This is a genomic window from Arenibacter catalasegens (genome assembly GCF_002909235.1).
GTDB classification, from domain to species: domain Bacteria; phylum Bacteroidota; class Bacteroidia; order Flavobacteriales; family Flavobacteriaceae; genus Arenibacter; species Arenibacter catalasegens.
In genome coordinates this window covers 112,265-137,193 of record NZ_PHQQ01000003.1, presented here as the reverse complement: position 1 = coordinate 137,193, position 24,929 = coordinate 112,265, and the positions used below count along the sequence as shown (strand labels likewise).

The 24,929-nt window shown below is 39.5% G+C and carries 19 protein-coding genes; 18 read left to right on the top strand and 1 reads right to left on the bottom strand.

The genetic code is table 11. The features are described 5' to 3' along the window. The first annotated feature begins 124 nt into the window (after nt 1-124). The 16 genes from CWD90_RS04330 to CWD90_RS04255 all read left to right on the top strand — a co-directional run bounded on the left by CWD90_RS04330 (nt 125) and on the right by CWD90_RS04255 (nt 19,745). A complete protein-coding gene (locus CWD90_RS04330) occupies nt 125-1,777 on the top strand; it encodes an alkaline phosphatase family protein (protein WP_103474696.1) in 1,653 nt (550 codons plus the stop codon). 87 nt (nt 1,778-1,864) lie between these two features. Continuing rightward, nucleotides 1,865-3,082, top strand: coding sequence for a phosphonoacetate hydrolase (gene phnA / locus CWD90_RS04325; RefSeq protein ID WP_103474695.1), 1,218 nt, complete (start codon nt 1,865-1,867; stop codon nt 3,080-3,082). A gap of 19 nt (nt 3,083-3,101) precedes the next feature. Then, nucleotides 3,102-4,529: an aldehyde dehydrogenase family protein gene (locus CWD90_RS04320; RefSeq protein ID WP_103474694.1), complete on the top strand. Its 1,428-nt coding sequence runs from the start codon at nt 3,102-3,104 to the stop codon at nt 4,527-4,529. Nucleotides 4,530-4,594: 65 nt separating this feature from the next. Then, the gene (locus tag CWD90_RS04315) at nt 4,595-5,707 is read left to right on the top strand and encodes a 2-aminoethylphosphonate aminotransferase (RefSeq protein WP_103474693.1); all 1,113 of its coding nucleotides are present in this window, start codon (nt 4,595-4,597) and stop codon (nt 5,705-5,707) included. A gap of 206 nt (nt 5,708-5,913) precedes the next feature. Beyond that, nucleotides 5,914-7,176 (top strand): MFS transporter, encoded by a 1,263-nt coding sequence (locus tag CWD90_RS04310; protein ID WP_103474692.1) that lies wholly within the window; start codon nt 5,914-5,916, stop codon nt 7,174-7,176. A 242-nt stretch (nt 7,177-7,418) separates the two neighbouring features. Continuing rightward, entirely contained in the window at nt 7,419-8,498 is a 1,080-nt protein-coding gene (locus CWD90_RS04305; RefSeq protein ID WP_103474691.1) for a zinc-binding dehydrogenase, read from the top strand. Continuing rightward, nucleotides 8,499-9,743, top strand: coding sequence for an MFS transporter (locus CWD90_RS04300; RefSeq protein ID WP_103474690.1), 1,245 nt, complete (start codon nt 8,499-8,501; stop codon nt 9,741-9,743). Nucleotides 9,744-9,802: 59 nt separating this feature from the next. Further along, nucleotides 9,803-10,744, top strand: coding sequence for an alkaline phosphatase family protein (locus tag CWD90_RS04295; protein WP_103474689.1), 942 nt, complete (start codon nt 9,803-9,805; stop codon nt 10,742-10,744). An 80-nt stretch (nt 10,745-10,824) separates the two neighbouring features. After that, nucleotides 10,825-12,060 (top strand): NAD(P)/FAD-dependent oxidoreductase, encoded by a 1,236-nt coding sequence (locus tag CWD90_RS04290; protein ID WP_103474688.1) that lies wholly within the window; start codon nt 10,825-10,827, stop codon nt 12,058-12,060. 19 nt (nt 12,061-12,079) lie between these two features. Continuing rightward, a complete protein-coding gene (locus tag CWD90_RS04285) occupies nt 12,080-13,081 on the top strand; it encodes a metallophosphoesterase family protein (RefSeq protein ID WP_103474687.1) in 1,002 nt (333 codons plus the stop codon). An 11-nt stretch (nt 13,082-13,092) separates the two neighbouring features. Then, the gene (locus CWD90_RS04280) at nt 13,093-14,808 is read left to right on the top strand and encodes an endonuclease/exonuclease/phosphatase family protein (protein WP_192877984.1); all 1,716 of its coding nucleotides are present in this window, start codon (nt 13,093-13,095) and stop codon (nt 14,806-14,808) included. 12 nt (nt 14,809-14,820) lie between these two features. Further along, a complete protein-coding gene (locus tag CWD90_RS04275) occupies nt 14,821-15,867 on the top strand; it encodes an alkaline phosphatase family protein (protein ID WP_103474685.1) in 1,047 nt (348 codons plus the stop codon). A gap of 131 nt (nt 15,868-15,998) precedes the next feature. Next, nucleotides 15,999-16,556, top strand: coding sequence for a helix-turn-helix domain-containing protein (locus CWD90_RS04270; protein ID WP_103474684.1), 558 nt, complete (start codon nt 15,999-16,001; stop codon nt 16,554-16,556). A 382-nt stretch (nt 16,557-16,938) separates the two neighbouring features. After that, complete coding sequence (gene proC / locus CWD90_RS04265) at nt 16,939-17,745, top strand: pyrroline-5-carboxylate reductase (protein WP_103474683.1); 807 nt, start codon at nt 16,939-16,941, stop codon at nt 17,743-17,745. Nucleotides 17,746-17,748: 3 nt separating this feature from the next. Continuing rightward, nucleotides 17,749-18,519: a glutamate 5-kinase gene (gene proB / locus CWD90_RS04260; protein ID WP_103474682.1), complete on the top strand. Its 771-nt coding sequence runs from the start codon at nt 17,749-17,751 to the stop codon at nt 18,517-18,519. Between the two features lie 26 nt (nt 18,520-18,545). Next, nucleotides 18,546-19,745 (top strand): glutamate-5-semialdehyde dehydrogenase, encoded by a 1,200-nt coding sequence (locus CWD90_RS04255; protein ID WP_103474810.1) that lies wholly within the window; start codon nt 18,546-18,548, stop codon nt 19,743-19,745. Nucleotides 19,746-19,957: 212 nt separating this feature from the next. Here CWD90_RS04255 and CWD90_RS04250 read toward each other — a convergent pair whose 3' ends face one another. After that, nucleotides 19,958-22,243 (bottom strand): GH92 family glycosyl hydrolase, encoded by a 2,286-nt coding sequence (locus CWD90_RS04250; RefSeq protein WP_192877983.1) that lies wholly within the window; start codon nt 22,241-22,243, stop codon nt 19,958-19,960. 317 nt (nt 22,244-22,560) lie between these two features. On the opposite strand from CWD90_RS04250, the gene CWD90_RS04245 reads away from it, so the two are divergent. Beyond that, entirely contained in the window at nt 22,561-23,145 is a 585-nt protein-coding gene (locus tag CWD90_RS04245) for a precorrin-2 dehydrogenase/sirohydrochlorin ferrochelatase family protein (protein ID WP_103474808.1), read from the top strand. A 294-nt stretch (nt 23,146-23,439) separates the two neighbouring features. Beyond that, the gene (locus tag CWD90_RS04240; protein WP_103474681.1) at nt 23,440-24,918 is read left to right on the top strand and encodes a xylulokinase; all 1,479 of its coding nucleotides are present in this window, start codon (nt 23,440-23,442) and stop codon (nt 24,916-24,918) included. Nucleotides 24,919-24,929: the final 11 nt, after the last annotated feature.

Here is a 24,929-nt window from a genome sequence, read left to right as displayed (position 1 = left end):
GTAATACAAATCTTTTGAGTTAGTATAATTGAGTTAGTTAGTTTTTTGTAATAAGGGAGGAGCATTGGACGCTCCTCCCTTTATTATTTGTGGCCTTAATTTTAAATAATATAATTCTTGTGAAATGGGAAAATCAAAAATAAAATTAGTGATTGGAATATTGACAATATCCATGATGTCTTGTGCACAAAAAGATTCGTCAGAAATAGAACATGATATTAAAAAGGAGGCGAGTGCTAAAAAAGTGTTGATCATTGGAATAGATGGCTGCAGGCCAGATGGTATAACAGCAGCTAATACCCCTAATTTGGATGCACTTATGGCTAATGGAACCTATTCTTTGGATGCCAGAAATACGGGAATTACATCCAGTGGTCCTGGATGGTCGTCAATGTTTACAGGAGTTTGGCAGGACAAACATAAGGTAGTGGATAACTCTTTCTCAGGATCCGATTTTACAAGATACCCTCATTTTTTTAAATATATAAAAGAAACTTATCCTGAAGGTAGGACCGTTTCTGTGTCCCAATGGCATCCTATAAATGATCAAATTTCCCAGGGTTCTGTGGATATAACCAGAAATACTGAAGATTCAAGTGTAGATGTCAAAAACAAAGCTGTAGCCGAACTAGGGGTTGAGGATCTTACAGCACTGTTTGTTCATTTTGACGATGTGGATCATGCCGGTCATGGTACGGGTTTTAGCATTGGGAACCCTAATTACATTCAGGCAATAGAAACAGTGGATGTTTCTATTGGTGCCCTGATGGAAGCTTTAAGGAGTCGTGAAAATTACAACAATGAGGAATGGGCTATTTTGGTGAGCACAGACCACGGAGGTATTGGGACAAGCCATGGTGGAGATTCCGATGAGGAGCGTACTATTTTTGTGATTGTTAGTGGAGATAAAATCCCCAAAGGGATTATTTCCAAAACAACCACAGAGGTGATTGTGCCTCCTGCCGACAACTGTTTGGAAAGTGATACTGAGCTTTATTTTAATTCGGAGACCATAGTGGAGATACCGGACAATGCTGCATACAATTTTGGGGCCTCTCAAGATTTTTCTATTGAATGCCGTATTCGTGGGAAAGTACCTGCTGACGTTGGAATTATAGCAAAGAAGAATTGGGACAGTGGTCTTTTGCCCGGATATGTTTTTTCATTTAAACCCGGCACCAAAAATTTTAAAGTAAATGTGGGGGATGGTAGCAATAGGGTAGATGTTGAGGCAGGACAAATTATGGATAATCAATGGCATACAGTAAGTGCCACTTTTGATAGGGACGGTCTGTTAAAAGTATATGTCGATGGTGTTTTAAAGAATAGCGCAGATATGTCGTCTATTGGAAATATAGATAATACATTCCCTTTTACCATTGGGGCAGATGGTAATGGTGCTTATAGGTTTAATGGATACATTTCCGAAGTGAGGATATTTAACGGTTTGTTGGATACGGAAACTATAGATGAGTGGCAATGTAAAGTTTTAGAAGGAACACATCCAATGGTTGCCAATTTAAAGGGGCATTGGAAATTAACAGAAGGTACAGGTATGCTCATATCTGATTCCAGCCCAGCAGCGGCACACGGAACTTTATCTGGAGGGGTATGGAGAGATGCAACGGTTGCTGCCATTGAAGCGGTTGACAATTTTGGGGATACACCGCGTACCGTTGATGTTGTAATAACATCCCTGACCCATTTGTGTATTCCAATTCAGGACAGTTGGAGTTTGGATGGGACATCGCTAATTGACGGATCATGTAATAAATAACAATTATTAAACATCAATAATTTTCCTATATGTAAAATTTTTGTACTTTAGTGCAAAATAATTATTCAACGCAAAGTATTTTTAAACATGAACATTAACGACAGAAATTATCCAAAGCAAAAGCAGACTATTATTGGGATATGTATGGATGGAACCTCTTATCCGTATTATGAAGGCGCCAAGGACGTAATGCCAAATTTGCAGCGATTTATAAAGGAAGGATCTATGGGAATGGTGAAAAGTGTAATTCCGTCTTTTACCAACCCAAATAATATGGCTATTGTAACTGGGGTTACACCTAAAATAAACGGAATTTGTGGCAATTTTTATTGGGACACCGACTTACAGGAGGAGGTTATGATGAACGACCCAAAGTATCTAAAGGTGCCGACCATACTTTCCGAACTAAGTAAGAATGGTAGAAAAGTGGCTGTAGTTACGGCTAAGGATAAGTTGCGAAAAATGTTGGCCCATAATCTGGATGGAATCTGCTTTTCTGCAGAATTCGCCAATCAGGCCACCTTGGAAGAGAACGGAATTGAAAATGTAGAGGAAGGATTAATGGGCAAGGAAAGGCCAGGTATTTACGATCCCTATATTTCTGTGTATTGCATAGAGGCCGGAGCTAAATTGTTGAAGAGGGAGCATTTTGATGTAATGTATCTGACAACAACAGATTTTGTACAACATAAATATGCTCCTGGAAGCGCTGATGCGAACGACTTTTTATCGAAAATTGATCTATGGTTGGGTGAGTTGGATAAATTGGGAGCTATTATCGGTGTTACCGCAGATCATGGAATGCAGGCCAAGACCAATCCGGATGGCAGTCCAAAAGTGCAATTTATAGAACAACTTTTGGATGCCCAAAATATTAAAACGAGGGTAATTTTACCTATTACAGATCCTTATGTAGTACATCACGGGGCCTTAGGTGGATATGGAACACTGTATCTTGAAGATAAATCACAATTAAATGCGGCTAAGGACTATTTATTGTCTCTGGACGGAATTGAAAAGGTGTTGACCAATGAGGAAGCAGTGGAAGAATTCGAATTACCTGGTGATAGAATAGGCGACTTGGTGGTCTTGGCAGATGCAGCTACCACTATTGGTAGAACCCCTGATTGGCATGAGCTGGATAAGGTTAAGGAGGGCTTGCGATCACACGGTGGGGAACATTGTCAAGTCGTACCTATGATATTCAATAAGAAATTGAATGCTGAATACAGTGATAAACTGGCATCCGGTACCAGCAGGAACTTTGATTTATTCCACTTTTTGAGTAACGGATTTTCTAACTAGAACGATTTAAAACATTACTATGATCGAATTTGGAAGTATAATTAATGGAAAGCAAGTAGTAAGCGGGGAATGGATCGATATTTATAATCCATATACCAAGAAGCAGGTGGGAAGGGTAGCCTCTATAGATACAAAAACCTTGGATAAGGTTTTAACCGATACCAAAAACACCAAAATGACCCTTACGCGCTATGAGCGCTATGATATACTTAACAAAATTGCCAATGCCCTTGAAGAGCGGGTAGATGAGGTTAGTAGAATGATTACAGATGAAACGGGACTTTGTTTAAAGGATACCCGTTATGAAGCCAGTAGGGTTTCCGATGTGTTGCGTTTTTCAGCTATGAAGACATTGGACGATGACTCCCAGGTGTTTCCTTGTGATGTTTCAAAAAATGGTAAACCTAGAAGAATTTATACGACTCGTGTACCCTTGGGACTGATTAGCTGTATAACTCCATTTAATCACCCCATGAACCAAGTAGTGCACAAAATAGCTCCGGCAATAGCTACGAACAATACAGTGGTCTTGAAGCCTTCGGAGAAAACACCTTTGTCCGCCTACTATTTTGCTCAATTAGCTTTGGATTGTGGGTTGCCTCCCAATATGTTGAATGTGATTAATGGAGCAGATGTACAGGCGACCGCGGAAATGATGACCATACATCCTGAAATTACAATGGTTTCCTTTACAGGGGGCAGTAAGGTGGGAAAAATTATAGCCTCTAAAGCTGGTTACAAAAAATTGGTTTTGGAACTAGGGGGAAGTTCAGCGTTGTTGGTCCTTGAGGATGCAGATATTGATGAGGCTGTTGAGGTCACCATGTCTGGAACATTTAAGAATTCCGCTCAGCGTTGTACGGCCATTAGAAGGATTTTGGTTCACGAAAGTATTGCCGATACTTATGCAGCCAAATTGGCAACACGTGTAAAAGCTTTGAAATATGGAGATCCTTATAATGCCGATAACGACATGGGTACGGTTATTACTGAAGAATCTGCTAAAGAAATGGAAGCACGTGTTCAAAACGCTATAGATAATGGTGCAGTGCTTTTGGCAGGACATAAGAGGGATGGTGCCCTTTATGCCCCTACGGTATTAGATCATGTGCAAAATGCCCACGAAGTGGTGGCCAAAGAGACATTTGGTCCCGTTGCTCCGATAATTCGCTTTAAAACTTTGGACGAGGCTATAGAAATCGCAAATGATACGCCTTATGGCTTATCCGGAGGTGTGGTAAGTAACCACTGGCCATCCATACAAAGGGTAATTACGGAATTGGATACGGGTACCGTAAATGTAAACGAAGCACCGAGTTACCGCTTGGAATGGACGCCTTTTGGTGGTGTAAAGGATTCCGGTTTGGGGTACAAGGAAGGGGTAATAGAGACGATGAAAGGGTATACCTATGTTAAAACCTATTCCTTGCCTTGGGATATTGCCTAGGGTTAAATTTATAATTTTCAATCATTATTTAAGTAAGTCTAAATCTTAATCGAAAAAAATATTAAATGCAAATAAAAAGAAATGTGTTGTTAAACCCTGGTCCTGCAACAACCACTGACTCCGTAAAATTAGCTCAGGTGGTTACAGATATTTGCCCTAGGGAAAAAGAGTTTGGTGATTTAATGGAATATTGTGCTACTGAGATTACCAAATTTGTGGGTGACCCTAAGGAGTATTCCACAGTTATGTTCGGGGGTTCGGGAACTGCAACAGTAGAAGCTATATTGAGTTCCGTAGTGCCTGAAAATGGTCGTATCCTTATTATAGACAATGGCGCTTATGGTAAGCGTATGTGCCAGATCACCAAAATCTATAAACTAGATACTGTAATCTTCGAGTCTTCGTCCATAGTGCCAATAGATTTAAAGGCACTGGAGGAAGTAATAAAACAAGAAAAGGGATTGACGCATTTGGCTATGATTCATCATGAAACTACTACAGGTCTGTTGAATGATATTACGGCTGTAGGGAAAATGTGTTCTACCTATAAAATAAGTTTTATAGTGGACTCTATGAGTGGTTTTGCGGCAATACCGGTAGATATGAAAACTATGAATATTGATTATTTGGCTGCAAGCTCCAATAAGAATATTCAAGGAATGGCTGGGATAGGTTTTGCTATTTGCAATAAAAAGGCTTTGTTGGCAACGGAATCCATTCCTATGCGGAATCTATATTTAAACCTGTATGCGCAGTATGCCTACTTTGAGAAAACACATCAAACAAGATTTACTCCTCCGGTGCAAACGTTTTATGCCTTAAAACAGGCGATAATTGAAACCAAGGAAGAAACCGTTGAAAAACGTTATGCCAGATATACTAAATCCTGGGAAACTTTATTGAGCGGTATAACGCTCATGAAATTGGAATATTTAATAGATAAGGAACATCATTCTAAAATTATCACTTCTATTATAGAGCCTAAGAATGATAAATATGATTTTGAGGAAATGCACGATTTTTTCTTCGAAAGAGGTTTTACCATATATCCCGGTAAAGTGAATAACTATGACACCTTCAGGATATCCAATATAGGCCAGATAGATTATATCGATATTCAAAACTTTCTAAAGGTTTTACGGGAATATCTTGTGCAAATAGAGTACATAAAGGCCTGATTTTCGTTTAGTGGAGTTGCCTTTGGCTTGCATACGGTCATAGATTGATTGTGGTTTTTAATTAGGTAAAAAAGCCTTTTGGGATATTCCGTAGTCCAGGATGCTGACATCCTGGGCATAGTGTTCCGGGATGTTTGTGTCCTGGAATGGATGTTTTATAAATTCGTCTCCATATATTAGGTCAAATAAAATAATAAAGTCCAACCATGAGTTTAACCGCAGATCAGAAGTATTGGAGGAAAAGAATATTTGTTCTCACTTGGCTCGCTTATGCGGGATTTTATTTCGGCAGGAAAAATTTATCGGTCACCTGGAGTTCCATGGAGACAGATTTGGGCCTGGATAACTCTGATTACGCTTCTATTATTTTTGTGTATAGTTTGATATATACCATTGGCCAATTTGTAAATGGGTACCTATCGGATACCTTTGGACCTAGAAAGGTGGTCACTTTTGGACTGTTTTTAGCTGCAATTGGAAATTTATTTTTGGGAATGACCTTTTCTGCCGGGGTGATTGTATTCTTGATAGGAGTTAATGGTTATGGGCAATCCACTGGTTGGAGTGGATTAATAAAGAATATGACCCCTTGGTTCAGAAGAACAGAACGGGGGATAGTTATGTCCTGGTGGTCTACTTGTTATGTTACTGGAGGCTTTCTTGCTACCATTTTTGCCACTTATGTATCTTTCGATATGGACTTTCTTTCGGAGTTGGGGTGGAAAAGGGGGTTTATTTTCCCTTCATTGATTCTATTTATTATTGCCATCCTTTACCTATTATTTACTAGAAACAATCCAGAAGATGTTGGCCTACCCAAAATAGTTGAAAATAAGTATGAATTTGAAGGCGGCGCAAAGGCAGAGAAACTCAAGATATTGGGGTTGTTGCTGAGGAACAGTTCCCTTTGGGTCTATTCTAGCTGTTATATGATCCTTAAAATGACCAGATATGCATTTCTTTTCTGGTTGCCCGTGTATTTGGAGAAAGCATTGCATTATGATGTCAGTGAAGCTGGTTATATGTCTTCGGTTTATGAACTGATAGGCTTTTTTGGGGTAATTCTAGCAGGTTACAGCTCTGATAAGATCTTTAAATCAAATCGATTTAGTACAGTAGCCATAATGATGATAGGATTAGGCCTTGCCTGTCTAGCTCATCCCTATATGGTGCCTTACGGAAAAATAGCAACAATAATAAGTATCGCCCTTATAGGGATTGCCACCTACGGACCGGATTCACTTATCTGCACTGCAGGTTCCATGGATGTGGGCGGTACCAAAGGAGCGGCTATGGCTGCAGGGATCATTAATGGTATGGGGTCCGTGGGGCAGATGTTCTCAGGTTTTATAGTAGTGGCAATTAACGAGTATTACGGTTGGGACAATCTATTTTACTTTTTTGTGATTATGTCGTTTATTGGGGGGGGATTGGCAGCATTAAAGTGGAACCAGCAAAGCACGGATTAGTATTTGGGTTAATTAGTTGCATGTTTATTAGGATAAATGTGTTAATCTAAAAATTAAATGATTTAATATTTTAGATACCATATTAATAATATTGGTTAGGTGGTTTGTTGTAAGCTATTTGCTTCATTATCAGTCCTTAACTGAGTAATATTGAAACTCTATTTTTATTTGTCGACAAATTTTATGTATATCATAATTGGTCAAAATGGATCAATCGTCCCTTTGTAAATGAAATTAGCTTTATGTTAAAAAATATCCCTTTAAAGGCGCAATTTCAAGTTTTTCAGGATTCTGGCAAGCCATTTAATCTGGAGAAGAAGGAATTTGAATTCAGTTTGAATCCAGGTGAAGTATTGGTCAGGATTAATTTATCCACTATTTGTGGTTCCGACATACATACGATCGAAGGTAAGAGAAAAGAAGATGTCCCTTGTATTCTTGGTCACGAGGCGGTTGGGGAAATCATAGACCTAAACGACCGCCATGATTTTAAAAAAGGAGATCGAGTAACTTGGACTATTGCCGATAGTTGTGGTAAATGTCCTGCCTGTTTGGATTATGGACTTCCTGAAAAATGTAATGAACTTTTTAAATATGGCCACGCCTCCATATACAAGGGTAGTGGTCTTAACGGATGTTATTCTACCATCATCCACATAAGGAAAGGCACTCATTTGGTAAAGGTTCCTGAAGTAGTGTCTAATAGTATGGCTGCTCCCGCCAATTGTGCACTAGCCACCATGGTAAACGCTGTGTCCCAAACTAAACGAGTGCCTAAAAAGGTTGTCGTTCAGGGAGGTGGTCTTTTAGGTGTTTATGCTTGCGCTCTTTTAAAAGAAATGGGGGTTTCCCAGATATATTGTTTGGAAGTAAATCTGGGGCGTTTCGAAATAATCAGAAAGTTTGGAGCTATTCCTGTGGATGCCGGTGACACACTAAAAGCAACTGAATTTATCCAAGACAAGATAGGAGACGGGGCCGATGTGATTTTTGAGGTAGCCGGAGTCAAGGAATTAATACCACAAGGGATTACATTGTTACGGCCGGGGGGTGAATATATCTTAGTCGGATTGGTACATCCCGATTCGGAATTGAGTATAACTGCAGAACAAATTATTAGAAAGTGTATCAGTATAAAAGGCGTACATAACTATGCGCCATGGCATTTGGATACTGCTGTTGCTTTTTTAGAGCGAAATTACATGAACTTTCCATTTGAGGAACTTGTTAGCCCACCCTATAGGTTGGAGGATATCAGTGAGGCAATAGTAGAGGCAAAAAAACAAAATTGGTTTAGAGTCTCCTTAAATCCACAGTTATAAATGGATTATTTTGGGCATAAAAATGAAAATTTTCGAAAACACCAATGGAAAATGCTCTTCGCTGTCATGTTCTGCTACCTGTTCTACTATACCGGTAGACAGAATTTTGGTTGGGCCATTCAAGGCATATCACTAGAGTTTAACGTTACAAAGCAATACATTGGATGGGCTGGTGCTGCCATGCTCTGGGCCTATGGAATAGGACAATTTATTAATGGCAATTTGGCCGATAAGTTTGGAGCGCGTCGGATGATGGTTATCGGCGGTATTCTTTCTGTTATTATGAACTGGGCAACAAGTTTTGCTACCGCCTATTGGATGATCATAGTTTTTTGGGCATTAAATGGATTTTGTCAATCGTTGGGTTGGGCTCCAGGTAGTCGTTTAGTAGCAAATTGGTGGGGAGGTAAGGAAAGGGGTAAAGCTTTTGGGTTTTATGTGTTTGCAGCAGGTTGCTCATCAATCCTCATCTATTTTTTGGCCATTATAATGTTGGATATTTACGAATTGGATTGGAGATGGCTTTTTAGATTACCCGTACTATTACTTTTTTTGGGATGTGCCGTTTTTTATTTTGTGGTCAGGAACAAACCAGAAGACCTTGGTTTTCCTGCTGTTCAGGAAGATTCCAAATTAATCGGCATAAAAGAAGATGAAACCTCGATTGAACGCTATAAAGTGGTTTTGTTGAACAAAAAATTTATTTTGGCATGCGTCTCTATAGGTTTTCAGAATATGGCAAGGTACGGTCTCTTGGTCTGGGTGCCTCTTTATTATTTGGGAACCAAGTTAAATGAATCTACTAATTTATGGATTGCTTTGGCACTTCCTATTGGCATGGCTTTAGGAACAATTTTCTTTGGCCAATTATCGGATCGCGTCTTTAAATCCAATAGGTCAAAACCAATAGCCCTATCCATGGGTCTGGCAGGTTTGGTTATCTTATTGGTTTACCTTGTTCCAAAGGAAAACTTACTTGGTGGATTAATGTTAATGTTTGCGGCAGGGTTTTTAGTATACGGCCCTCAATCCTGTTATTGGCCGTTGAGTCCTGATTTGTTGGGTGTTAAGAGGTCTGGTACCGGTGTTGGGGTGATGAATACATTTGCTTATGGGTTTGCGGGAGCCGGGGAGCCATTTATTGGATATTTGGTGGATGTAGGAGGGGAGCAGAATATTGTTTTTGTAGCTACAGCAGTGATGTGTTTTCTAAGTGCAATAATAATTTTGTTCGTTAGACGCTAGTTTGGTAATCATGTTTTATAGTAGTGGTGTTAATATATTAATTTAAAAGAATAGCAACAATGAAAAAAAAGTATTTATTCATTTTATCAACTTTAGTAGCGGTAATGGCGGGCTGTAAAGTCGAAGATAAAACTTTAGAAATGAAAGTGTTGACGAAGCGTGTTGTTGTCATTGGGTTAGATGGTATTAGCGTTGACGGTTATAATACAGCGAAACATCCCAATTTGGACGCACTAATGGCAGATGGTGTACTGTCCTTGACCACTAGAAATGTTATGCCGTCCGTAACCTTGCCTAACTGGACTTCCCATCTTACCGCAAGTGGCCCTGAACAACACGGGGTTTTAGGTAATGGCTGGGAATTGGATAAGGTAACCTTGCCTGCAGTAGAGACCGATGAGGAGGGTTATTATCCTTCTATTTTTAAAGTTTTGAAGGAGGGCGTACCAAATGTAAAAACAGCTTTCTATTACAATTGGGCAGAACTGATCAATTCTTTTAATCCACGGTACTTGGATGTTGTAAGTTTTGAAGAAAATGATGAATATCAAAAAAATTATGGAAAGGCCTTAGACTTTATCGCAAGGAACAAGTCCAACCCTACTATGGTATTCCTTTATTCTGTGCATACAGATCACGCTGGTCATAATCATGGTTGGATGTCCCCAGAATATATTACATCTATTGAAGAAGTGGATGTCCATATTGGCGAATTTATAAATAAGCTTAAGGAGGAAGGACTTTATGAGGATACGCATTTTATGTTTTTTACGGATCACGGTGGAGTGCCGGAGAGTGGCCACGGCGGAGTAACGCCTCAAGAATTGGAAGTGCCCTGGGCCATAACAGGTCCCGGCATACGAAAGGGACAAAGATTGGAGGAACCAAATAATTCGGTGAATACAGGGATGACCATTTCATATCTTTTCGGCTGTAATAATGTTCCACTTTCTTGGACAGGGGAAGTGCCAATGTCCATTTTTGAATCCAATGAAAAGTAAATAACAATTATAGTATATAGTCCAATTGGAGCATTGTGAATCTTCAGTAGGTTACTTTAAAAAATTAAAACTAGTGTGCAATGAAAGGTGAGTCGATTCAGAAGACCGATTTAGTTATAATTGGCGGGGGTATATTTGGTTGTGCCATTGCTTATTATTACAGTAAAAATAATCCTGGGAAGGAAGTAGTGCTGTTGGAGCGCAACGAGCTTAACAATGCGGCTACCAGTAGAGCTGCTGCCCTAATGACCATGGTCCGTTCCAAACGATCCTATATTCCATTAACCATTGAGACCTTTCGAGTGGCTAGGGAAATGGAAGAAGAACTTGGGGAAACGCTGGATTTTAAGGTGGTTGGTATGATGCATGTGGCTGCTAGTGAGGCCAAGGTCAAAGATCTGGAGGATCTTATGGTAATTGCCAAGGAATATGAACAAGAGGCCTACTATATTACAAAAGAGGAGGCACTGAAAAAAGCCCCTTGGCTAAAGGTGGACGAGGCCTTGAAAATAGGCTTTGTGCCCAATGAAGCCTATTGTGACCCTTATATGTTGGGGACATTCTTTGCTAGATGTGCTAGAAAACATGGAGCAAAAATTCGTCAAGGAGTTGAAGTCTTGGGCTTGATACAGGAGGGCAAAAAAGTTAAAGGTGTAAAGACTACTGAAGGGGAAATATATGCGGACACGGTGGTAGATGCCGCTGGGGTTTGGGCTCCCATACTTGCAAAGGAAATAGGGTCAGGACTGCCTATGGCGCCAGTGAGGAGTCAATATTGGATTACAGAACGAGCCGATATTTTTCCAACCGATTCTCCTATGGTGCTTTTGCCCGATGCCCAGGCTTATGCACGCCCGGAAGGAGGAAGTTTACTTTTTGGGATTCGAGAAAAAAGCTCACTTGTTGCTTCACCTAAAAAGGTTCCAAGTGATATTACCGATTTCGTTTTTAGTGTGGATGAAGGAATCAATGATCTATTTGAAAATGGGGAACGACTGGCCCGTTTTTTCCCGGCCTTCTATGATATCGGGATTAAACATTATGTAGCCGGATTTTCCGGCTACACCCCGGATTCACAATTAATATTGGGAGCTGTCACTGGAACAACAGGATTCTTGGTAGCTTCAGGATGTTGTGGGGCGGGTATTTCCGTTGCGGGAGGTGTTGGCCTTGGCATTTCGGAAATGGCATCTGGGAGGTCCAATCCCTTAGATTTTTCCGAATTTGAAATTTCTAGGTTTGGGGAAATAGATCCTTTTGGAGAGGCTTGGCTTAATAAATGCGCTGCTGCCAGATCTAACAAGGTAAGTGGTTAAATAGCTAATAATAAATATTATGCAAAATCAAAATAAAGGACGTCGCAAATTTATATTAAAAATAGGTTTGGGATCTGTGGCCTTGGGATTAGGTTCGGGTGGGGCTTATGCTTTTCCACCAAGAAAGGAAACTTGTAAAAATAAGGCGCTTAATATTGGTTTTATCACCGATATCCACCATGGGTTTTGTGCCGATGCTTTAGATCGTTTAGGGGTTTTTATTAAAGATGCCTCCTCCCGTGAATTGGATTTTATCATCCAAGGAGGTGATTTTTGTCACCCTACGCCCGAGGCAAAAGAATGTATGGATCTTTGGAACACTTATAAAGGAGAGAAATACCATGTTTTGGGAAATCATGACATGGATAAGGGAAGTAAACAGGATGCGATGGATTTCTTTGGAATGAAGGATAATTATTATTCCTTCGATAAAGGTGACTTTCATTTCGTAATAATGGATGGAAACTATATTTTGAAGGAAGGAAAATATGAAGACTACGGGCATGCCAATTTTTATATCGATCAAGCCAATAGAAGTTTGGTAAGTCCAGAACAGATTGAGTGGCTGAAACAAGATTTGGAAAAAACGGAGAAGCAAACCATAATTATTTCCCATCAGGCCTTTGATGAAATTTGGGATGGATGGTCTTCTCCAAGTAGGTTTGCAGTTAGAAAAGTAATAGATGATGCCAATAATAGAACGGATTACCAAAAAGTAATTGCATGCTTTTGCGGACATCATCATGTGGACGACCACAGTTATATTAACAATGTACATTATTTTCAAATGAACAGTGCTTCCTATTTTTATGTTGGCGAAGGATTTGGTTCCGATGGGAGTAGGGCAATGTATGAAGATTCTATTTTCGCTTTTTTAACCATAGATCCTTCTGGCCAGATTTCAATTGAAGGAAAGGAAAGCAAATTTGTGCACCCGACCCCTACTGAAAAAAAACACCCCGATGCTGCACGACTCTCAGCCTCCATTAGTAATAGAAATGTAAACTTTAAAAGGAAGTAAAAATGGTTGATATGATCGAGAATAGTAAATGTCCACAATTGGGTTCTAAAAATAATTCCTTTGCAATAAAATGGATGAAATTAATCACAATTAGCTGGATTTTGTTTTGTCGATTTATAGGTGGATTCCGTTTTCATTTAAAAGTTGCTCTAGCACTAACTTCTTTTTTGATTATGGATATTGCCCAAGCACAAGAGCCAACTTTATACATGAACTTCGACGATTTCGGGTTCGCGGAACAAATTGTCTCCAAAAATGATGCGATATATATGGTAGACCTTCAACAATCGCAGTTTGCGGAAGGGTTAGCGGGTAAGGCATTAGATCTTTCGGCAACTGCTGCCCTAAGAAGACCAATTAAAATTGATAGAGTACAATTGTTGGATTTTGATGAAAAATCATCCTTTTCAGTTCAAATATGGGTCAAAACATTACCGAAGGCACAGATGGGAACTCCAATTATTGGAAACAAGATTGCAGAGGATCTGCCAAGCGCAGGATGGCAAATCTATACCAAGGAAAATGGGGCTTGGGCATTAGTCCTAAATGATGGCAAGAATAGGTATGATTACGAACCAACAGCCGAAAGGCAAAAAATTAATGACGGATTATGGCATCAAATCCTTTTTACCGTAGATAGGGACAAGGGAGAGGTGTGGATATACTTTGACGGTAGAAATGTAGCTATTTATAACACCCCCGCCTTAAAGAATTTGGAATCGGAATATTCGACCGTTGTAGGAGGCTCGGATGAAAAATGGGAATATGGTTCCAATGCGCAATGGAATGCCTTTAACGGGTATTTGGATGAGGTAAAAGTCTGGAATACGGCTATTAATGTAGAAACTGTACATAAGTTGTATTCCCAATTCAATCCAGGAGACGAAAATAGTCAAGTCACTTTTGATTCCGATCATTTAAAAGTTCTAACATGGAATATTTGGCATGGGGGACACCGTTATGGCAAGGAAGTTGGCTTGCAACGGGTAATAGAAACTATAAAATCGACCAATGCAGACCTTATAGGACTTATAGAAACTTATGGGTCTGGTGAAGAAATAGCAGATTCCTTGGGATATTATTTTTATTTAATAAGTTCGAATTTATCTATTATGAGTCGCTATCCGATTACAGAAACGATTACGGAGTTTAAACCTTTTAATTTTGGAGGGGTAAAATTAAATATTGGTAGGTCAAAAGAATTGGTATTTTTTGATACCTGGTTACATTATTTACCGGACTACAGTAATAGTATTATAAAAGAAAATAAAACCCCCAAGGCCTTAATTGCAGATGAGGAGGGGACGCGCCACGGAGAGATAAAGGAAATTTTAAAGAATATAACCCAATATCTAAAAAATGCTGATGAAGCTCCCGTGATTATGGTGGGAGATTTTAATATGGGTTCGCACCTTGATTGGACAAAGGAAACAAAGGATATTCATTATGGAAAAATAGTGGAGTGGCCAGAGAGTAAGGCAATGTTCCAAGTCGGATTTAAGGACAGTTATCGTGAATTACACATTAACCCCTTGTTGGATCCCGGGTTTACATGGACCCCAAGGGCAGCTACTTCTTCGGATAAATATGGTCTTAGGGACAGAATTGATTATATCTATTACAAAGGTAAAGGATTGAATCCAATAGAAGCTAAAGTAATCGATTATCATCCTATAATGTTTCCTTCAGATCATGCGGCAGTTTTGACAATTTTTCAAATAAAATAAATACGTTTCAAAATGATGAAAGTTAGATTTTTATTACCCATTTTCTTGATCACCATTGGTGGTTTTGCCCAAAAGAACAAGGTTGAGAACTTAATTTTAATTTCCGTGGATGGCTTGCGGTGGCAAGAGGTATTTCAGGGAGCCGATTCATTATTGATAAAGGATAAGAAATATTGGGCACCTACCCCAGTGGAAAGACGTGAAAAATTAATGCCATTTTTTTGGGAGACAATTGCAAAGAAAGGACAGCTTTATGGAAACCGTAATTTAGAAAACAAGGTAAACCTCAGAAACGAGTATTGGTTCTCATATCCTGGGAGAAGTGAGACGCTTTGCGGTTATTTTGATCCCAAGATCAATTCCAATTCGTATCCTAATAACCCAAACGTTAATGTATTGGAATTTATCAATGCACAAAAGGGATATACAAACAAGGTAGTGACTTTCGCCTCTTGGGATGCCTTGGGTAGAATTTTAAATAGGGACCGAAATGGCATGTTGGTTAATTTGCCTGGAGAAGATGTGATGGGAGCCAATATTTCAGAAGCCCAAATCTTGAGCAATGAAATACAACATATAGTCCCTGAATATTTTGGGGAATGTAGACCGGACGTACTAACATATGCAATTGCCAAGACCTATGTACAGGCCAACCATCCAAAAGTACTGCATATAGATTTTGCAGACACTGATAATTATGGGCATTCAGGGGATTATAATAACTATTTAAACGCAGCTCACTTTATTGATAGCATGATAGCTGGTTTATGGACAATCGTTCAACAAGATCCCTTTTATAAAGATAAAACCGCCATTCTGGTGTATCCAGACCATGGGAGAGGTATTGGTGAAAAATGGACAGATCATGGAACTGGTGCTCCCCATTGCGATGAAACTTGGTTGGTGGCCATGGGGCCTGGGATAGAACCCACTGGCGAGGTGGATACAAAGGGGCAGATTTTTCAGGATCAGATAGCACAAACCGCTTCAAAATTATTGGGATTTACTTTCAAGGCCGATCATCCGGTTGGGGAAAAAATAGCTACAATTGTAAAATAACAGTTTATGGGTAATAAATACTTTGCAAGCATCTTTCCATGTTTTCAATTTGCCCGAAATAATTGTTTATTTTTGCATGGTAAACCTCATTGCGGCTGGTGCTTTGCTAGCTAATGACCAACAGGAGATAAATGGATGATATTCTTATAAATATTGGAAGGCAATTAAAATTGGCCCGTCAAAAAAGAGATTTAACCTTGCAACAAGTGGCCAAAAGAACCGGCGTTAGTGCTGGTCTTATTTCCAAAATTGAAAATTTAAGAACTACGCCATCCCTACCCGTTCTCTTAAAAATAATGCAGACACTTAGCATAGACCTGTCCGAGCTAGATTTGTCGTCCAATGTTTCAGGAGATTATATTGTAATTAAACATGGCATGGGGACCAAGGAAGAAAGGGAAGATTCTGTTAATCTAGAATATACCCACCTACTGTCCAGTACCTCTTCTGATAGTAGTATTAGAGTGTATATTGTGAATGTTGCCGCTGGCGCATATCGGAAACCTATCTCTACCAATGCCAATGAATTAATTTACGTTCTTGGGGGTAAAGTGAATTACGTGCTCAAAAAAGATAAGGTGCTCTTGGAAAAAGGTGATCTCTTGTATTTTGATGGATCAATACCTCACGGAGTTTCCAACGAATTTAATGAGGAGGCCATTATGTTGAAGATTTACTTTTTGCACTAAATACCATCCAAGGCTTTGGGGTGACCACAATATTGCTCCAAAAATTGATAAATCCTTCCATCTCTAATTATGTCGTTCGCCAGCACGGGGTTTTTCATCATGCCAATCCAGACGTTGCTTTAGTTTTCAATGGGTATTTATACTCAAGTGCACCATATTGTCAGGTCCAAAAATGGCTTAATGCCTTGCTAAGGACTAGAACTTATACTTCATCCATTTTTTTCCAGACATCAATCCCAGTTATAGCAAAGGCTAGCCTACAAGCATAAGCTTTATCTATGGTAATACCATATCAACAGTTAAACTCTATATAGATAAAAGGGTAGTCGCACGGTTATTGTACTAAATGGAGGGTAAATAAAGTATAACTTAAAAACAATACATGAAAGTATTAGTAATTGGGGCGGGGAACATGGGATTGACCTACGCGGAGTCCATGTCAAAATCAAAACTACTTAAAAAAAGAAATTTAATGATTTTGGACAATTCTCAAGAGAAGATCTTGTCCTTAAAAAAGATTTTACATTTTGAAGTACACGAAAATTTAGAGGATTGCGTGCCTAAGGCAGACCTTATCTTTATTGCCGTAAAACCTTACCACAGCGAGGATTTATTCAAGAAGATGAAAAACCTTGTCAATGAGGGACAAATTGTGATTTCAATCATGGCAGGGGTAACCATAAAATCTATGCAAGACGGTCTAGGGATTCATAAAATTGTCCGGGCAATGCCCAACCTACCAGCGCAGATAGGAAAAGGGGTAACATCATATACAGCTTCGACTGAGGTATCCAGAATAGAATTATTGACTATTGAAAATTTATTGGACACTACAGGAAAATCTATTTTTGTGAGTTCCGAAAAATTTATTGATGCCTCCACTGGAATTTCTGGAAGTGGCCCTGCATACGTTTTTTATTTTATGCAAAGTATGATGGAAGCTGCTTTAAATATGGGCTTTTCGGCCAATGATAGTAAGGTGTTGGTAAGTCAGACCTTTGAAGGAGCAGTAGATTTATTCAATCAATCCGATCTTTCTCCCAATTCCTGGATGGAAAAAGTAGCATCTAAAGGAGGGACTACAAGAGCAGCACTGGATTCTATGGAGGACAATAATGTAAAGGAACTTATTAAAGAAGCAGCCTATTCCGCTTTTAACCGCGCAGTGGAGTTGGGAAACGACAAATAAGATATGTATAAACAGAGAGTAGTTATAAAAGTAGGTACCAATGTTATGACCAATAAGGACAATAGGATAGTAAAGCCTGTTCTGGATCATTTGGTACAACAGATAGCAGAATTGTATGAACGCAATATAATGTCCGTTTTGGTTTCATCAGGATCGGTAATTGCGGGAATGGAAGTGATGGGTGAGAGCAAGATAACGGATAAGGCAACTAGACGGCAGGTTTATTCGGCTATTGGGCAGCCTCGCATGATGCGACATTACTATAATATATTTCAAGATTATGGAATGAAATGTGCCCAGGTTTTAGCCACGAAACGGGATTTTAATCCTGGAAACCATCGCGATAATATGATTAATTGTTATGAGGGTCTGTTGGCTGAGGGAGTTGTGCCAATAGCGAATGAAGATGATGCCGTTACCCTTACCAATTCTATGTTTTCGGACAACGATGAGTTGGCCAGTCTGGTTGCAGAACTTACTAAAGCTGATAAATTGATTATCTTAACAGATACGGACGGACTATATACAGGACATCCAGATGATAAGGATACAGAATTGATTAAGAATGTTAGCGTAGACCAGAATGTGGAGCAATATATAAAAACTATTGATAAGGGTGAGGCCGAAGGTAGAGGGGGAATGGGCTCCAAACTACATATCGCCAAGCAGACGGCCTCCAAGAATATCCCGACCTACATTGCCAATGGCAAAAGAAACCGGGTTATTCTGGATATTATTGAAGGGAAGAGCGTAGGTACCAAGATTACGGTATAATGTTTAGTAACAAAAGAAAAGAACGCATGAAATTATTAAATACAGAAATAAAAAATAAGGTGTTGCAATCCATGATGGGCATTTTGGAAAGCAAAAAACCTGAAATTATAGCAGCAAATAAAAAAGACCTCGATCTTTTTGATAAGGAAGACAGGGCTATGTACGATCGACTCATTGTGGACGAAAAGAAAGTGGACGAAATGATCGGTGCCATCGAGCAGGTTATGCAGCAGGAAGATCCAGTGGGTAAAATAAAATCGGTACAAAAACTTGAAAACGGTTTGAAAATTGAAAATAGGACAGCCCCATTTGGTACGATCATGATTATCTATGAGTCAAGACCGGATGTCACGATTGAAGCTGCAGTTTTGGCCTTTAAGGCCAATAATAGAATTTTGTTGAAGGGAGGAAAGGAAGCTGTCCACAGTAATGTTGTTTTAGAAAAATGCTGGCATCAGGCACTCGAGGAGAATGGATTAAACACTGATTGGATAAAACTGCTCCATATGAATAGGCAGGAAACCCAGGAATTTTTAAGGAATCCTACCGAAAAATTAGACTTAATAGTGCCCCGCGGTGGGGAAAGATTAATCGCTTTTGTAAAGGAACATGCCAAATGTGCCGTATTGGTCAGTGGCCGAGGCAATAATTTTTTATATGTTGATAAGGATGCGGATTGGGCACAAAGTTTAGAGGTAATCCTTAATGCTAAAACAGCTAAGATTTCAGCCTGCAATGCGCTCGATAAAATTTTGGTCGATGTTCATATCGAGGATTATTCTGGTAAAATTAAAGAACTTAATTCCATTCTAAGTAATAGTGGTGTTACGGTTTTGGTAGATAGTCAGGTAGCAGAGGTACTTCCTGATAGTGCTATTGTTACGGATGAAGCTATTTGGTATGAAGAATTCTTGGCAATGAAGTGCGTTGTAGGGGCTGTTGAGAATTTGGACGGCGCCGTTCAGAAGATCAATAAATATTCAGGAGGGCATTCGGCTACCATTATGACCCAAAACGATGATATGGCCAAGGAGTTTATGGATCAGGTAGACAACGCTGCTGTATACCACAATGCCTCTACCAGATTTACCGATGGCGGTCAAATGGGTGTTGGTGCGGAACTAGCTATAAGTACCGATAAATTGCACCATAGGGGCCCATTGGGCTTGGAACAATTGGTTACCAACAAATATTACATTTATGGCAATGGGCAAGTAAGAGGGTAATAGAATAGACCATCTTTAACCTCTAATGGGATTAAAACACTGCGCGGCAGTCCTAAAGCAATATATTACTTGTTTAGGGCTGTCGTTTTTGATTTGAAAGAAGGTGTTTTTAGAATTGGTGATGAAATATAATCTGTTCTAGCCTGCCAACGAGCAGGCTTGAACAGATTATGACTTCATTTTTAATGGCAGTCTTATAGCAAAGGTGTTTCTTATTTGTCGTTCGATAGTGAGAATGGAAAATCTTCTGTTTTAGTTCCCCTGGTTTTGTTAGGCATATCGGACATTTCAAAATTCAAAACCGCGCCTTGTAGCAATTCTTTGTGGCTCAGCCAGTTTTTGGAGTAGGTCTTACCGTTTATTGTCAGGGCATTTACATATTTGTTGGAAGCACTGTTGTTGGGTGCATTTATGATAATTTCCTTTCCATTTTCCAATATAAGTGTTGTTTTTTGGAATAAAGGGGTTCCCAATACATATTGATCCGTTCCAGGGCATACAGGATAGAATCCCATGGCAGAAAATACGTACCAGGCTGAGGTTTGGCCATTATCTTCATCCCCGCAATATCCATCTGGTGCCGGAGTATACATACGGTCCATAGTTTCCCTTACCCAAAATTGGGTCTTCCATGGTTGTCCCGCAAAATTATATAAATATGGCATATGCTGTATAGGTTGATTTCCATGGGCATATTGGCCCATATTGGCCACCTGCATTTCACGGATTTCATGAATTACCCCTCCGTAGTAACTTTCATCATAAACTGGTGGTAGCGAAAATACTTCATCCAATTTGGCCGCAAATGCTTCATTCCCTCCCATTAAATCTGCCAATCCTTGAATGTCGTGAAAAACGGACCAGGTGTAGTGCCAACTATTTCCTTCGGTAAAAGCATCGCCCCATTTAAATGGATTAAAAGGAGCCATAAATTCGCCGTTCTCGTTTTTACCGCGCATTAATTTTGTTTCTGGGTCGAAAAGATTTTTATAGTTAAAACTTCTTTTTTTATAAAGGTTGATTTCCTTTTTTGGTTTGTTCAAGGCTTTTGCCAGTTGATAAATTGTAAAATCGTCATAGGCATATTCCAAGGTCCTTGCTGCATTTTCGTTAATGCCTACATCATACGGTACATAGCCAATTTTGTTGTAGTAATCTACCCCGGCTCTGCCTACCGCGGTCAATGGTCCAGCATTGTTGGCTCCGTGGATCAAGGCTTCGTATAAAGTATTAATGTCATAGGTATTGGTGGAGCCATTTTTTAAGTAGGCATCTACCACTACGGAAGCTGAATTGTTTCCAACCATTACATTTCTCAGGCCTGGACTTCCCCATTCCGGTAACCACCCACCTTCTTTATAGGCATTGGCCAAACCTTCCTGTATCTGGGTATTAAGTTCTGGATACATTAAATTAAGAAAAGGAAACAACGCCCTAAAGGTGTCCCAAAATCCAGTGTCGGTAAACATATATCCTGGTAGTACTTCTCCATTGTAGGGACTATAATGTACTACCTTTCCGTTAATATCAAATTCAAAGAACTTTCGTGGAAATAATAATGATCTGTATAGACAGGAATAAAAAGTTCTAAATTGGTCTATACTACCACCTTCCACTTTTATCCTACCAAGTTCCTGGTTCCATGTAGCCCTACCTTTTTCTTTAATAGTGTCGAAATTATTGTCGCCAAGCTCCCTTAAATTTAACTCTGCCTGGTCATGACTTATAAAAGAGGAGGCTACTTTGGCAATGACCACCTCACCTTTCTTTGTTTTAAATCCAACGATGGCACCGGCGTGGTCCGTTGTTATCTCTAGCCCCTCCATTAATTGCTCCCCATTAAAGGTCTTGGTGATTTCAAAATCCTTGTCAAAAACCATTACAAAATAGTTTTTAAAATTATCTGGGACACCCCCACTATTCTTGGTAGTGTACCCTATTATTTTGCGCTGGTTTGGAATAATTTTCACATAGGAACCCTTGTCCAAAGCATCTAGAACTATTTGAGAATTTTCATTTTCAGGAAAGGTAAATCTGAACATGGCAGCTCTTTCCGTAGGCGTTATTTCGGTAGTAATATCATGATCGGCCAAATAGACACTATAGTAATATGGTTTTACAATCTCTGATTTATGGGAATACCAACTAGCCCTATCGTCTTCGGTAAATCTTGTTTTTCCGGTAAGCGGCATGATAGCAAACTGGCCATAATCGTTCATCCATGGTGAGGGTTGGTGGGTTTGTTTAAACCCCCTTAGTTTATCCGCTGCGTAGGTATAGGCCCAGCCATCTCCCATTTTACCAGTTTGTGGTGTCCAAAAATTCATGCCCCAAGGCATGGCTATAGCAGGGTATGTATTTCCATTGGACATGCTTGGTTTAGAATCCGTCCCCACCAATGGGTTTACATAATCCACAGGTTCCTGTGCGCTTGTTACCCATGCAAACAGTACCAATAGAGATAATACTTGATTTTTAATATTGATGTAGTTGATCATAATTAATAAATTAGAGTAATGCCTGTTGCTCATTCCATTATAAAAACAAGCCCAATGGCATCTGTTGAGTTTAGTTTTTGTTGAGGCTTCGAAATTAGCCCTTTTGACCTTGGCAAGAAAAAATATAAATACGATTTTCCACTGAATTAGCAAATCCAATTAGGTGAAATTTGTAAAATCTAACTAAAATGAAAGAAGGTCTAACATTTTGTGTCTTATCTTTGAATAGATTGCTTTTTTGAATTTTGGGACCGCCGTTTTGCAGGTGAGGGCAATTGCTGATAATCCCATGGAATAAGAATAACACCGTAGGACATATGGAAAGGAATGAATTATACCCTGTTTTTTTAAAGGTATCCCAACTCAATATTTTGATTGTGGGGGGAGGTAATGTTGGTTTGGAAAAACTGACCTTTATGCTTAAATCCAGTCCTCATGCCCAAGTGGAAATGGTGGCCCCAGAATTTTTGGAGGAAATCTTGAAACTTGCCAAGAACCATCAAGTAAAGATAACCAAGGATTTTTATAATAAAACTTACTTGGAAGGACGCCATATAGTTATTGCCACCACGGATAAAGTTGCTGTAAACGAACAAGTATATCACGATTGCCGGGAAAGGCATATCCTGGTGAATGTAGCGGATAATCCTCCTTTTTGTGATTTTTACATGGGCGGGATCGTTACCAAAGGCAACGTAAAAGTAGCCATCTCCACGAATGGTAAGTCGCCCACAACGGCCAAGCGCCTACGTCAATTCTTTGAAGACGTAATACCTGAGAATATAGATGATCTGGTGCAGAATTTAAACGAATTCCGAAAAACCATAAAAGGTGACTTTGAGGAGAAAGTAGAAACATTGAACGAGTTTACCAAAGGATTGGTAAGCAAGAAAAAGGAATGATTTTACTAGTAGGTTGAAATATAATCGGATAGAATTGGTAGTTGAATATCTACTTAGGTTCCTTAATTCTACGAAAGCGTTTTCGGAAAGTTTCGTGATGTTGCGAAAAAATTATAGCTGCTTGATTTTTAGTTGATTACACAATAAGCTTCCTAGATATTTTTATCGGTCCCTACTTTCGTTTATTGATTCCCTGTAGGTCAAAATGCTGGACATGATATAGATTTTAATATATTTGATTATATCTTCTAGGATTCTCATATTGGGAATAAATCCTATAAAATTTTGAGACATATGTATTATTTGGGTTTGGATATTGGCAGCTCTTCAATTAAGGTGGCCTTGGTGGAGGTGGCCACAGGAAAAAGTGTTGGGGTGGTACAGGAACCGGAAACGGAAATGGAAATGATTGCCTTAAAAAATGGATGGGCAGAACAAGACCCCAAAGAGTGGTGGGGATATGTCTGTAACGGCATAAAAAAAATTAAACAAAAACACGGGGTAGAGGAAGATCAAATAAAGGGAGTGGGTATTGCCTACCAGATGCACGGTTTGGTATTGGTGGATAAGCAGGGAGAGCCCGTTCGGAAATCCATTATTTGGTGCGATAGTCGTGCTGTTGAAATAGGTCGGGAAGCGTATGGTGATATAGGTGAGGAAATATGTAAGGCCCATTTATTGAATTCCCCAGCAAACTTTACAGCTTCTAAATTAAAATGGGTAAAGGAAAACGAACCGGAACTCTACCAGTTGGCGGATAAGTTGATGTTGCCGGGAGATTATATTGCCTATCGTTTTTCAAATGTGATCAATACCACTATTTCTGGATTATCAGAGGGTATCCTATGGGATTTTAAGCAGGATTCGGTGGCCGATCTTTTATTGGAGCATTATGGTATTCCCAAATCTTTTATTCCGGATATTGTAGATACGTTTGGCCTTCAATCCAAAATAGATAAACAGGGTGCAGCAGAAAGTGGCTTGGCGCCGGGAACTCCTATACTTTATAGGGCGGGGGATCAACCCAATAATGCCTTGTCCCTTAACGTGTTTAATCCAGGAGAGGTGGCGGCAACTGGTGGTACTTCAGGCGTGGTATATGCGGTTACGGATAATCTTTCTGGTAAGGAGAGCACTAGGGTGAATAATTTTGCACACGTCAATTATACTCAAAAAACTCCAAGAGTTGGCAAATTATTAAACATCAATGGAGCTGGAATTCAATACCGCTGGCTGTTGAATAATTTGGATGTGGACTCTTATGAAGAAATGAATACGTTGGCTTCAGAAATTTTGGTAGGCTCGGACGGCGTATGTCTAATACCTTTTGGTAACGGAGCTGAACGCATGTTGAATAATAGGGAGGTAGGAACCAGACTGGTGAACATCAATCTAAATAACCATAGCAAGGCACATATTTGTAGGGCCGCTCTGGAAGGCATAGCCTTTTCTTTTGTCTATGGCATGGAAATCTTGAAATCGGACGGAATATCCATACAGGTAATGCGAGCAGGAAACGACAATTTATTTCGATCCGAAATTTTCTCCAATACCATAGCAACCCTAGTATCACAGGAAATTGAAATTTACAATACTACAGGGGCAATTGGTGCTGCACGTGCCGCTGGGATCCAAGAAGGCGGATTTGAGAAATTTGGAAGGTATATAACCAATAACGACCATGTTAAGACCTTTAAACCATTGAAGGATAAAAGTGCTTATCAAAAGGCTTATGAAAATTGGAAGAAAGAATTGGAACTAATCATTAAATAATAAAAACAAAG